This window comes from Chloroflexota bacterium (assembly GCA_020850535.1).
GTDB lineage: Bacteria > Chloroflexota > UBA6077 > UBA6077 > JACCZL01 > JADZEM01.
This window is the reverse complement of record JADZEM010000041.1, coordinates 50,686-62,749: the sequence shown is the minus strand read 5'-3', so window position 1 is coordinate 62,749 and position 12,064 is coordinate 50,686. Positions and strand designations below refer to the sequence as shown.

General features: G+C 68.6%; 10 protein-coding genes. 4 read left to right on the top strand and 6 right to left on the bottom strand.

Features of this window, described 5'->3' with window-relative positions:
• Positions 1-24: 24 nt before the first annotated feature.
• From IT306_06460 to ggt, 6 genes are all read right to left on the bottom strand, one after another.
• On the bottom strand, positions 25-1,989 hold the full coding sequence (locus IT306_06460; GenBank protein ID MCC7368045.1) for a response regulator: 1,965 nt from the start codon (positions 1,987-1,989) through the stop codon (positions 25-27).
• Between the two features lie 35 nt (positions 1,990-2,024).
• Positions 2,025-2,465 (bottom strand): response regulator, encoded by a 441-nt coding sequence (locus IT306_06455; GenBank protein ID MCC7368044.1) that lies wholly within the window; start codon positions 2,463-2,465, stop codon positions 2,025-2,027.
• Between the two features lie 4 nt (positions 2,466-2,469).
• Positions 2,470-4,044, bottom strand: coding sequence for a PAS domain S-box protein (locus IT306_06450; protein ID MCC7368043.1), 1,575 nt, complete (start codon positions 4,042-4,044; stop codon positions 2,470-2,472).
• Positions 4,045-4,238: 194 nt separating this feature from the next.
• Positions 4,239-5,129 (bottom strand): TIM barrel protein, encoded by an 891-nt coding sequence (locus tag IT306_06445; protein ID MCC7368042.1) that lies wholly within the window; start codon positions 5,127-5,129, stop codon positions 4,239-4,241.
• Between the two features lie 426 nt (positions 5,130-5,555).
• Positions 5,556-7,166, bottom strand: coding sequence for a hypothetical protein (locus tag IT306_06440; protein MCC7368041.1), 1,611 nt, complete (start codon positions 7,164-7,166; stop codon positions 5,556-5,558).
• A 261-nt stretch (positions 7,167-7,427) separates the two neighbouring features.
• Complete coding sequence (ggt, locus tag IT306_06435) at positions 7,428-9,179, bottom strand: gamma-glutamyltransferase (protein ID MCC7368040.1); 1,752 nt, start codon at positions 9,177-9,179, stop codon at positions 7,428-7,430.
• Between the two features lie 252 nt (positions 9,180-9,431).
• Between ggt and IT306_06430 the strand changes: the two genes are divergently transcribed.
• The 4 genes from IT306_06430 to IT306_06415 all read left to right on the top strand — a co-directional run bounded on the left by IT306_06430 (position 9,432) and on the right by IT306_06415 (position 11,991).
• A complete protein-coding gene (locus IT306_06430; protein MCC7368039.1) occupies positions 9,432-10,010 on the top strand; it encodes an NAD(P)H-dependent oxidoreductase in 579 nt (192 codons plus the stop codon).
• 374 nt (positions 10,011-10,384) lie between these two features.
• Positions 10,385-10,651: a MoaD/ThiS family protein gene (locus IT306_06425; protein MCC7368038.1), complete on the top strand. Its 267-nt coding sequence runs from the start codon at positions 10,385-10,387 to the stop codon at positions 10,649-10,651.
• Between the two features lie 393 nt (positions 10,652-11,044).
• A complete protein-coding gene (locus tag IT306_06420) occupies positions 11,045-11,461 on the top strand; it encodes a HEPN domain-containing protein (GenBank protein ID MCC7368037.1) in 417 nt (138 codons plus the stop codon).
• Positions 11,440-11,991, top strand: coding sequence for a hypothetical protein (locus IT306_06415; protein ID MCC7368036.1), 552 nt, complete (start codon positions 11,440-11,442; stop codon positions 11,989-11,991). Before IT306_06420 ends, IT306_06415 begins: the two co-directional genes overlap by 22 nt.
• Positions 11,992-12,064 lie beyond the last annotated feature (73 nt).

Genomic DNA, 12,064 nt, shown 5'->3' with positions numbered 1-12,064 from the left:
CCGGCCGTCAGGCGTCCGCCACAGTCAGGCGTCGGGCGCGGAGCGGCCCGAGAGCGCATCGACCGCGCGGGCCAGGTCCGCCGAGCGGTACGGTTTGGCCAGGATCTCGTTGATCCCGATGGCGCGTGCGGCCTCGGCGTCGATCCCGGCGGCCCAGCCGGTCGCCAGCACGATGGCCAGCTCCGGCCAGCGTGCGCGCGCCTCGGTCGCCAGCTGCCAGCCGTTCATGCCGGCGCCAAGCCCGACATCCGTCAGCAGGATGTCGAACGGCTCCCGCGCGAGCCGCTCGAGCGCCGCCTCTGCCGACTCCACCGGCTCGGCCTGGTGCCCAAGCTCGGAGAGCATCCGGCTGACCATCAGGCGAATCCCCGGATGATCGTCCACCAGCAGGATGCGACGGCCGGACGGCCCGCTCGCCGTGCTGGTGGGCAGCGGGGCCGCCTGAGGGGCGCGCAACGGAAACTCCATGCGGATAGTGGCGCCCTGCCCCGGCGCAGACTCGACCGTCACCTGCCCCCGGTGCCGCTCGACGATCCCGAAGACCATCGCCAGCCCGAGTCCCGTCCCCTGCTCGCCCTTGGTCGTGAAGAACGGCTCGAAGATCCGCTCCTGGATCTCGGGCGGGATGCCGATGCCGCTGTCGCGCACGTCCACACGGACGCGCGTCCCCACGATACGCGCCTCCAGCACGATCTCGCCGCCCGCGGGCAGCGCATCCACGGCGTTGAAGATCAGGTTTGTGAGCGCCTCGCGCAGCGTGGACGACCAGCCGTCGATCACCGCTCCAGGATCGGCCCGGACGTGCAGCGCGATCGGCCGCCCTTCGGCCTGGGCATCGTGCCGCCAGCGCGGCGCGGTCAGCTTCGCCACGTCGTCCAGCAGCAGTGGCAGGTCAATCGGCTCGGGGGCCGTCTCGACAGGCGCCCGGCTGAAGGTGAGCAGCCGCTTGACCGTCTCGCCGCCGTCGTAGGCCGCCTGCGTGATGATCCGCAGCATCTCGCGGACCTCCACCGTGTCCTGCCGGGGCGAGTGTTGGAGCGCCTCGCGCACCATCTCGGCGTAGCCGGTCACCAGCGCGAGCGACTGGTTCAGATCGTGGGCGACGCCGCCGGCCATCTGCCCGAGCGCCCGCAGCTTGTCGGTCTGCGCGGCCCCCCGCTGGCGACGGCGCTCCTCGCTGATGTCCTGCAACACGCACACCACGGCCAGCACGGCAGCGTCTTCACGGATCGGCGCGACGCTGATCCGGACCGCGCCGAGCGTGCCGTCCTGCCAGGCGACATCGATCTCCTCGCCGGGCACCGCCTCGCCGGTCGTCAGGGCACGCCACAGCGGCCACTCGTCCGGGCGGTACTCCCGGCCGTCGGCGTGAAACCCGCGCCACGGGTACGTGACGGGGCGGTGTAACAAATGGTCGGCCGTCTCGGAGCGCCACATCTGCAAGACGTGGTCGTTGACGAGCAGCACCTCGCCGGACGGCGCACCCGCGATCAGCACGCCGACCGGCAGCTGGGCGATGACGGCCTGGAGCTGGCCGCGCTCGCGGCCCAACTGCTCGGCCAGTTGCCGCCGCTCCTCGGCCAGCCGCGCCTGCTCCGCCTGCCGCTCCACCAGCGTCCGATGCAGCCGCGTCACCCGCTCCGCCGCGATCATCCGTGCCTGGAGTGCGTCCACGGTGAACGGCTTGTTCAGGAAGTCGTCTGCTCCAGAGTGCATGCCGGCCAGCACGTGTCGCGGCTCGTTGAGGACCGTCATCAGGATGACGTACACGTACGGCGTGGGATGGTCGGCGGTGGTCAGCGCGCGCACGCGCTGGCACAGCTCTGGACCCTCCATGCCGGGCATGCGCCAGTCGCTGACGATGACATCCGCCCCGTGCTCCTCGAAAAGGCGCAGCGCCGTCAGTCCGTCCTCAGCCACGCGACATGCGTACCCCAGGTCTTCCAGGGCAAGCTGCAACGCGAGGCCAATCGCGCGGTCGTCGTCCACGATGAGCACGCTCATGGGATGGGGGGTGGCCGTGCTCACGCTGACGCCCCTGGCGGCGGCGGCAGGAACTGGCTCACGGTCCGGAGCAGCTCGTCCAGGTCGAACGGCTTGGCGAGATAGCCGTCGGCGTCGATCTGCGCGGCGCGCGCCGCTGCATCTTGCGCCGCTGAGAGCACTACGATGGAGGCGTGCGGCCCCGGGCTGCTGCGGTAGGCCCGCGCCAGCTCCCAGCCGTCCATGATCGGCATCCGCATGTCCAGCAGGATCAGGTCGGGCTGCTCTGAGGCCAGCCGCTCCAGGGCCGCCCGGCCATGCTCCGCCATCACGACCCGGTACCCTTCGTCGGCCAGCACCATGCTGACGACGGTCCGTATCGCCTCGTCGTCATCCACCACCAGGATCGTCGGCGGCGCCGGATGGCCGGCCTGTTGGCGGTGCTGGGCAAGCGCCAGACTGCCGGGTGATGGGCTTCGCATAGGCCTACTGTACCGTCCCGGCCGACGCACTCGCGCGGCCCGCCTGGGTGGGGAGCGTGACGGTGAAACAGCTTCCACCATCCGGGGGTGACTCGACGGCGATCTCGCCGCCGTGCAGCTCGACGATCTGCCGGCTGATGTAGAGGCCCAGGCCCATGCCCGAGGTGGAATTGTGCTCGCGGGCCTGGTAGAAGCGGTCGAAGATGTGGGCGCGGCTCTCTGCTGGGATCCCGATGCCACGATCGCGAATCGAGATCTGGGTGACGGTGCAGTCCGCGTCTGGCTGGCGAATCGTCACCTGAATGTCTCCGCCCTCCGGGCTGTATTTGATGGCGTTGTCGAGCAGGTTCGTCAGCACCTGCTCGATGCGGAGGGTATCGATCTGCGCCAGCACGGTGTCTGGGCTGTCCAGTGAGATGATGTGGCGGCTGGTCCGCACCTGGATGGCGTCTGCCACCATCCGCACCACCACCACGAGGTCCGCGGGCTCCAGCGCAACGGTCAGCCGCCCGCCCTCGATCCGCGAGAGGTCGAGGAGTTGATCGATGAGCCGCGAGATCCGGTGGGATTGCTGATCGATGGTCGCCAGGGCCATCCGCAAGCGTTGCGGCTCGACGCTGCCGTGCTGATCCAGTTGGCGCAGCAGCAGCTCGGCGAAGACGCGCAGGCTGGTGATGGGCGTCTTCAGCTCGTGGGCGGCCACGGAGAGAAACTCGTTGCGGGCGCGAACCGCCTCTTCGGCCTGGGTCCGCGCGATGCGCTCCTGCACCAGCAGGTGGGCACGCTCGGCAGCCGCTCGCTGCTCGGTGACGTCGCGGATGGTACTCATGACGATGAGGCCGTCCGCCGTCTCCATCGGGCTCAGGCTGATCTCGACCGGGAATTCGGCGCCGTCAGATCGCAGCCCGATCAGATCCAGACCGGCGCCCATGGGGCGGGTGCGCGGCGCGTCAGCGTAGGCGTCGCGCTCACGAACGTGCGCGTGACGGTAGCGCTCCGGCACCAGCAGCTCGACGCTCTGACCCAGCAGCCGCTCACGCGGGTAGCCGAACAGGGCTTCCGTCTGCGCGTTCACCAGCCGTATCGTGCCGCTGCTGTCTGTGATGACGATGGCGTCGGGCGCGGATTCGAGCAGGGTGCGGAAGCGCGCCTCCGCGCTCTTGCGGTCGCTGATATCGCGGATGGCGCTCATGGTGAGCGGCCCGAACTCCGTCTCAACCGGGTTGAGGCTGATCTCGATCGGCAGCTCACGGCCGCTCTTGTGGAGGCCGAACAGCTCCAGGCTCGCCCCCATCGGGCGGGTGCGCGGATCGGCGAAGTAGCCCTGCCGGTGCCCCTGATGCGCGGCCCGGAACCGCTCGGGTACCAGGAACTCGACGGGCTGCCCCAGCAGCTCCTCTCGGGCGTACCCGAACATCCGGAACGTCTGCAGGTTCGCCAGCACGATGTAGCCATCCTGGTTGACGCCGACCATCGCATCGGGCGCAGCGTCGAGGAGGCCGCGCATGCGTGCTTCGAGGGCCTCGGCCTGCTGTCGATAGATGACTGACTCGCGCGCCGCCGGTACCGCCTCGCTCATGGCACGTGTCTCACCATCCGCGCGAGATTCCGCGACTGTCCGCCGGCACACATGCAACCGGAACACCCTGCGCCATGCTGCACAGACGGACAGGCTGGGGCGAGCCTTGTGGACACTATTGCGCGCATCAGACACGCTGTCAAGGCCCGGGCGCACGCTCAAGACCGCGCCGCATGTCGCGCGCATCCGCGCGGCTATCCCATGCCAATGCCTCCGAGATATGCGCATGTCCGTCGCGCAATCGGGAGTGGCACATCGAACGCACAGGGGTAGAGATCGTGCTCGACAATGGCGTACCCATCGAAGCCCTGTGCTGTCAGCAGGAGTTGGAGCGCCGGAAAGTCGATGACGCCATCCGCCGGCTCGCAGAAGACGCTGGCAGCCACCGCCTGCGGAAAGCTGAGATCCTGGGCGTGGGCGTCGCGCAGGCGTGCGCCGTGCACCGTCTTGATATGGAGGTACGGGATGCGCTCTGGGCGCCGCCGCATCAGATCGACGGAGTCGCCGTCGCGGTAGGCGTAGTGGCCGGTGTCCAGGCAGAGGCCCACCAGCGAAGGGTCTGTCTCGTCCAGGTACCGCTCAACCTGCGCCGCCGTCTCGACGTGCGAATCGGCGTGCGGATGGAAGACCACGGTCTGCTGGCCGCCCGAGCGCTCCTGGGCCAGCAGACCGAGCCGGTTGGAATGCTCCACGAGGCGCTGCCAGCCGGATGCGTCAAGCTCACGCGGCTCGCGGTCCGGGCCAGTCTCATCGCGGTAGGCGGCTGGCAGCAGGACGAGGTAGGCGCCTCCCAGCTCGCCGATCAGGTCGCCCACCCGGCGCACCTGCTCTTCAAGATCAGGCAGCGCGTCTGCGTGATGGATCGGGCCGCCGAACGTCCCGCCCGAGAGCGAGAGTCCGCGCGACTCCAGCTCCCGACGGAGGACCGCCGGGTCCGTCGGCAGGTAGCCGTATGGCCCCAGCTCGATGCGCGTGTAGCCCGCCTCAACAACCTCGTCCAGGAACCGCTGCCAGGGCGTCTGAAGATCGTCCTGCGGGTGCCAGACGCCCCACGAGTCCGGGGCGGTGCCGAGCTTGACCGCCATACCTGCCCTCCCTGTCGCCCGGAGCGACGAGGGAGAGTCTAGCGCAGGCGAGGCCCGATGGGTTTCGGGTTCTCAGTGATTGTGAAATCATGCAAGTCGCAATTGTCATCCTGAGCGCAGCGAAGGACCTCACCCGCTGACCGTCAACGCTCGTGCCACCCTCCGAGCGTCAATACTCCCGTCGCCCGCTGACCGTCAACGCTCGTGCCACCCTCCGAGCGTCAATACTCCCGTCGCCCGCTGACCGTCAACGCTCGCGTCAGCGGGTGAGGTCCTTCGCTGCGCTCAGGATGACATGGGGAGTTGCGTGTTTGCTATGAGCGTACTGCGCATATCAGGCAGCACGCTTCCACGATCCACGATCCACGATCCACGATCCACGATCCACGATCCACGATCCACGATCCACGATCCACGATCCACGCGTTACCGCTTCTTTGGCGTCGGGGTCGGTGTGGCCTTCTTCGGGGTGGGCGTCGGGGTTGCCGTCGCCTTCTTGCTGCCAGACTGCTGCGGTGGGTTCGCCACCGGCTGCGGCTGGTTCATGATCGGGGCGTCGGACGCCGCTGCCGCCTCGACCACCTGCGGGCCGGGCACCGGGATATCGTCCAGCGAGCGGTACGCGGCCATCACGTTGCCGTCTGTCCGCTCCACCAGGATGACCGGATCGCCGCCCACCACGTAGTCGGCGCGGTCATGCTCGTTCGAGTTGGCGGTGGCCGGCGCGAGGCCGATGGTGTACTTGCCGCCCGCTGCCGAGATCGGCTCGGCGTCGCCCCACTTGCTGACCTTGAGGGCCTGTCCGCCCTGCGCGTCAATCGTGGCCGTGGAGCCGCCCGGCGACATCGTCCAGAGCACCGTCACCCGCTCGCCCGCGCGCTGCATCACCACCCGCGTCACGCCGCTGGCAGCATCCTGGGTCAGGGAGGCGTTGTGGACGCCCGCGAAGTAGCGGGTCGCCACCTGATAGGACGTGAACGCCGGCCGCGTCGAGCCGTCATTGCGCAGCAGGCCGAACGGCTCGCCGCCAGCCTCGAAGTCGGTGCCGTCGATCGTGCGGTTCACGCCGATCCGCTCGACGCCCAGCCCGACATACGTCGCGAACGCCTGAATGATGTAGCTGGCCTGCTCGTCCATCGAGGCGCGGAAGTTGGCCTTCGGCGCGCGCCAGATCGCGTCATCGTAGGGGATGGCGTTCGTCTCGCCGATCCAGATCGGCTTGCTCATCATACCGCGCGCCGCCATCTCCGCCCGGTACCAGCCAACGATGCGGGGGATGTCTGCTGCCCGGCTGTAGAGGTGCAGGTTGGCCGCGTCAAAGTAGTAGTTGTTCGCTGCCGCCTCGGGATCGGCCTTCAGCAGGTCGAGCATCCGGCTGATCGTCGCGCCGTAGTCGTACCACCAGGCTGCGCCGAACGGCAGGACCGTCGCATTGGGGTTGCCGGCCTTGATCGCCTTGTACGCTACCTTCTGCAGTTGGACGTACTCCTCCAGCGAGCCGTTCCAGGTCGCCCACTGCCCGTGGGAGATATCGACCTCGTTCCAGATGATCCAGGTGTCGATACGTCCCTTGTAGTGCTGCGCCATCAGGCGCATGAACTGGCCCCAGGTGTTGTCCGGGTGATCGTAGGGCAGGTAGAGACCGTTCGGGACGCCATTGCGCGAGCCGTCTGCGCTGGCCCACGGCGGCGTGTTCAGGACCGCGCCGACCAGCAGCCGGCCGCGATCCGCCTCGTTGTTGATGTAGGCATCCTGGTCCGTCGCGAACAGGTTCAGGCCGCCAGGGCCGTCCTTCTGCATCTCGCTCCACCAGAACAGGATGCGGGACCAGCCAGCACCGGCACGGTCGGCAGCTTCGGCGGCGCGCCACGCCTCGTTGAGGCCAAACCGCGAGTCACGGGTGATCGCAGCGGCCGGGGTCGCCTGGGCGGCTGGCGTGGAGAGCGGCGCGAAGACCAGCCCGACGACGACCACAAGCAGCAGGAGGCGGGCAGCCGTCTGGGCGAGCGGACTGCGCCGAAGACCGAGGGGTGACACGTCGGTGACCTTTCTGACAGCCAGAGCGGGGAGGGTATGAGGGGAGATCGGTGCGCCCGCCGTGATGCGGACGAGACGCCGCTGCCAGCATGGAAAACGTGTGATGGTCACCGGCGGTGACGAAGTTATGGCAAGTAGCCCAGGTGGGCTGCACCATATCGGCGCAAGTCTGGCGTGGCCGGTGGCCGTGGACTCAGGGTCGCGGCCACGCGCGTGGCCGCGACACCGTACTTCTGGGGCCGTCAGGGTGACGGCCCCGGGTCAGTAGCCGAGCGCCGTTGACGGGGTGAACTGGTTCACGCCGCCCGTCAGCCGGCCGTTGGCATGGTCGATGGCGATGCCGTTCGGGCGGGCGAAGCTGAAGGTCGGGCCGCTCTCCTCGACCACGTCAAGCTGATGGCCCATGCCCGCCAGTTGCCCGAGCACATCCTCGCCCAGGCGGGCCTCGGCCAGTGTCGTCGGGCCCTCACAGTGGATGCGCGGCGCCGTGACGGCGTCCTGCACGCCCATCCCGAAGTCCAGCACGTTGACGATGCTCTGGAGCACCGCCGACATGATGCGCCGCCCGCCCGGCGCGCCCAGCGCGAGGATCGGCTGCCCCGCGCCGTCGAGCACGATGGTCGGGGTGGGCGCCCAGAAGATGCGCTTGCCCGGCTCAATCGAGTTGACGGTGCCCGGCTCCGGGTTGAACCACGTCATGCCGCCGTTCAGGGTCACGCCGGTGCCGCGCGGCATCACCCCGGACCCGAACAGCTCGCCGAGGGTTGTGGTCAGCGTGACGACGTTCCGGTCGGCGTCTACGGCGGTGAGATGGGTGGTGCAGGTGTCGCCGCCGTCGCCGCCGGCTGCGCCGACCAGGGCCGGGCGGCGGGTCTCCTGGAACGCCCACGGATCGCCCGGACCGACGTTCGGGGTGGCCCGCTCGGGATCGATGGTGCTGGCGAGGTGCTGCGCGTACCCTTTGGAGAGCACGCCGTCGAAGGGGACCGTCTGGCGGTCGGGATCCGCCAGGTGGGTCAGCCGGTCGAGGAACGCCCGCCGCAGGGCCTCGGCGATCAGGTGCGTCGCGCCGGCCGTGCCCGCCCCACACGCGGCCAGATCGAACTGCTCCAGGATGTTGAGGGCCTGGTACGCCGTTACGCAGCCGGAGGCCTTCGGGATGCCGTGCAGGGTGTAGTCGCGATAGGTGGCGGCGAGCGGCTGGTCGAACTCGCGGACGCCATGATCGGCGTAGTCTGCGAAGTCCTCCAGGGTGAGCATGCCGCCGTTGGCCTGGAAGTCGTCCACCATCATCCGCGCGATCTCGCCGCGATAGTAGGCGTCGACGCCGCCCTCAGCCAGCAGCGTGAGCGTCCGTGCGAGATCCTTCTGGACCAGCCGCTCGGGCTTCGTGCCGAGGCTGCCGGGCATCAGCGGCGTCCCATCCGCATGGAAGAAGGTCCGGAACGCCTCGGCGTTCTGCCTGAGCATCCGCTGGTGGTAGGCGATGGTCGAGGCGACGTAGCCGTCGACCGGAAAGCCCTCGTCGGCCAGCCGGATGGCCGGGGCCAGCACCTGTGCCCGCGAGACCTTGCCGGAGCCATACGTCGCGTGGGCGTAGAGCATGGCGGCCGGCATCCCCGGCACGATGGGCGCGCGGAAGCCCTGGTTCTGGGCGTTGCCCTTCGTGCCGCGCCAGCCGTACAGCCCGCCCTGGGTGCCGGCGTCGTCCAGCTCGAAGCTGTCCGGCCGGGCGGCGCGCGGCGCAATGCCCGAGCCGTCCACCACCACGGTCTTCCCGGTGCTGGCGCTGTAGAAGACCATCGCCGCGACGCCGCCCGCGCCGCTCATGAACGGCTCGACCACGCCGATGGCGAACGCCGTGGCAACCGCTGCGTCCACGGCGTTGCCACCGGCCTTGAGGATCTCCAGGCCGGCCGCCGAGGCCAGCGGGTGCAGCGAGGCGACCATGCCGTTGTCGGCTTCCGCCTGCTGCTTGCCGATGATCCACGCAGAGTTCCGGGCGCTGGACATGGTGTCATCCTCCCGCGTGACGCTGCCCGCGCAGGGCAGTGAGGCCGTTGCGGGATCATAGCTGAGGGGCGCGGTTGGAGCGTTGTCCCGGGCGTCGAGGCGCGCCAGGCCGGGCGGCCGTCCTGGGAATATCCAGCCGGCCCGGCCGTTAGAGCGAGGAGGTGAGACAGACAGCTTCGAGCGTCTCACCGGGGCCGGCCGACGCGGGCGCTCCTGAAGGCAACGCCCAGGCGCTCCGGCCGTCCCACGACCATGAGGATAGACAGCGTGGCCGATTCGCAGATCACGATTCTTGGCATCGCCGGCAGCCTACGCCGGGCGTCGTTCAACCGGGGGCTGCTGATCGCGGCCCAGGAGCTGGCCCCTGAGGGCGTCGCCGTTGAGATCTTCGACCTTGCCCCGATCCCATTCTACAACGGCGATGTGGAAGCTGAAGGCACGCCAGACGCGGTCCTGCAGCTGCGCGCCCGCATCGAGGCCGCCGACGCCCTGCTGCTGACCGTCCCCGAGTACAACCATTCATTCCCGGCCGTGCTCAAGAACGCGCTCGACTGGGCCTCCCGGCCGCGTCCCGTCTCGGCGCTCAGGCAGAAGCCGGTGGCGTTGGCCGGGGCTGGCGGCGGCTTCGGCACGGTCCGCGCGCAACTGGCGCTGCGGCCCGTGCTGGCATCGAACGAGGCGTACCTGATGCCCAAGCCGGAGCTGTACATCCAGCAAGCGCCGCGGAAGTTCGATGCTGACGGCCGCCTGACCGACGAGGCGACGCGCGCATCATTGGCCGGGCTGGTCGCGGCGCTGGCAGACTGGGCGCAGAAAGTGCGCTCGGCGTAGGCGCGAGCAGCACAGCGGTGCGGCGTTGGCAGCACGCTGGCACGGTGCTGGCTGGCCGCCCATCTGGCTGGCCGCCCATCTGGCTGGCTGCCCATCTGGCTGGCGGAATGGAACGCTGCCCGGCCAGCCTCCTCAAACCAACCGGGCAGCACGGAAGATGTCTGTGCAAGGAGCGATCAGTCAACGCATCCCGTGCACGGAAAGGGATGGCTGGCACGGCGGCTGCGTCAAACTCGTCGGCGATACGCCGGCTGTTCGGGCCGGTCGCGCCCGGATGGCGTACGCTTCATGCCGAACGGCTCTGTTGCACACCGTCACCGCCCGATGCCCAACCACGGCACCTTGATCCCCAACGGCCCCGAGGAGCCCAGTCCATGACTACTCAGACGACCGGCGAGTCGGCTGCACCCACGATCACCGTGCATCCCCACGGCGAGCTGACCGTCTACTTCACGCGCAGCTACGGCGGCATCGACATCCCGATTGAGCCGGGCATCACCATCGAAGCCCTGCTGGACCGGCTGGGGATCCCGCGGAAAGAGGTCTGGCTCGTCGCGAAGAATGGCGAGACCTGCCCGCGCGACGTGACGCTGGACGCCGGCGACACCATCGAGTTGTTCGCGCCCGTGGCCGGCGGCTGACCCTCTCCGCAACGGCCAACACGCGGCCGGCGCACCCCGTCCCAGGCGTGCCCGCCAGCGTCCAGGCGATGGCTGCCCAGGGCGATTGCATGTTCATTGGTGTCCCCGAAGCATCTTGGAACGGGCGGTCGGGGACTGACGTCCCCGCCTACACGCATGCCGTCGCTGCGCGACGGCCGTCGGGAACGGCAGGCACTGGTGCGACTGGCGCGTCGCGCAGCGACTGCAGGATGGTAGGCGGGGCTTTCAAGCCCCGACGCGGCGGCACGACGACATCAACATGCAATCGCCCTGGATGGCTGCCGGCCTGTCTTGACGGCGCAACCCCCGGCTGCGATGGTAGCGTCCACCAGAACGCATGTTCCGGTCGCGAGGCTGTGGCGCGGAGGGGGCGTGAACCGGTCTGATCTCCAACGGTTGGCAGAGGAGCGCCTGGACGCTGCGAAGGCCCTCTTCCAGAGTGCTCGCTACTCTGGGGCATACTACCTGGCAGGCTATGCCGTCGAGTGCGGTCTCAAAGCGTGCATTGCGCGGCAGATCCGGCAGTACGAGTACCCGCCGAGCGCCACCTACTCGCGTGACCTTTTCACCCATAGCATTCGAGACCTTGTGAGACTCGCCGGCCTGAGCGATGTCCTGGCAGCACGGATGCGGCATTCGCCGCAGTTCAGCGTGAACTGGGAAGATACCCTCAAATGGTCCGAGCAGAGCCGGTACGAGAGCTGGACCATGCAGGAAGCGTGGCAACTTCTTGCTGCCGTTGACGCCGTTCCCGATGGAGTGTTGGAATGGACAAGACAACACTGGTAGATGTCGACCTTGAAGCGGGGCGGGCTATTGTCAACGCTCTGGAAGCGCGCGGCTTCGTGATCGACGTTGCAGCCTGGCTCCAGGACGACGAAACCGGCGTCTGGCAACTGGCCATCTCGTCGCCGGACGGTGGGCAGATTGGCTCGCGCCCCATCTATGCTGCAATCCTAGAGCTGCTCCCTGCATTGAGCATTTCGGAGCTGGATCTCAGCGACTTCTACGTGGCAGGCCCGAATCAGCACATCGTCCGTGATCTGAAACGGAGAGTCGGCACCGATGATGGGTTGCACGACATTCGCTTCGAGCTGCTGAGCGTCGGCAATCGCCTCTACCGGTCAGCCCGCATCTACCGAGTGCGTGGCGATGCCATCGGACATGATGCACGAGTCCGCGTCAAGGCAACGGGACAATCGGGAACGGTACAGGGCGTCATCGATACGCCAGCCGGCCCGCGCTATCTCGTGCTTTACGACCGAGACCCGGACGATCTTCGTCGGCTTGATGGAGCGCCCAGGCCGCCAGCCGGGTAGAGCTTCCGCGAAGATGAGCTCCACTTTCTGTATGTCGTCAGGACCGGTGGATGGCCCGAGCAACTCCCAGACT

Bases quoted from the DNA above. Each gene is read 5' to 3' on its own strand.
- IT306_06455 (MCC7368044.1), bottom strand. From the start codon at position 2,465: ATGCGAAGCCCATCACCCGGCAGTCTGGCGCTTGCCCAGCACCGCCAA.
- IT306_06450 (MCC7368043.1), bottom strand. From the start codon at position 4,044: ATGAGCGAGGCGGTACCGGCGGCGCGCGAGTCAGTCATCTATCGACAG.
- IT306_06445 (MCC7368042.1), bottom strand. From the start codon at position 5,129: ATGGCGGTCAAGCTCGGCACCGCCCCGGACTCGTGGGGCGTCTGGCAC.
- ggt (MCC7368040.1), bottom strand. From the start codon at position 9,179: ATGTCCAGCGCCCGGAACTCTGCGTGGATCATCGGCAAGCAGCAGGCG.
- IT306_06430 (MCC7368039.1), top strand. From the start codon at position 9,432: ATGAGGATAGACAGCGTGGCCGATTCGCAGATCACGATTCTTGGCATC.
- IT306_06425 (MCC7368038.1), top strand. From the start codon at position 10,385: ATGACTACTCAGACGACCGGCGAGTCGGCTGCACCCACGATCACCGTG.
- IT306_06415 (MCC7368036.1), top strand. From the start codon at position 11,440: ATGGACAAGACAACACTGGTAGATGTCGACCTTGAAGCGGGGCGGGCT.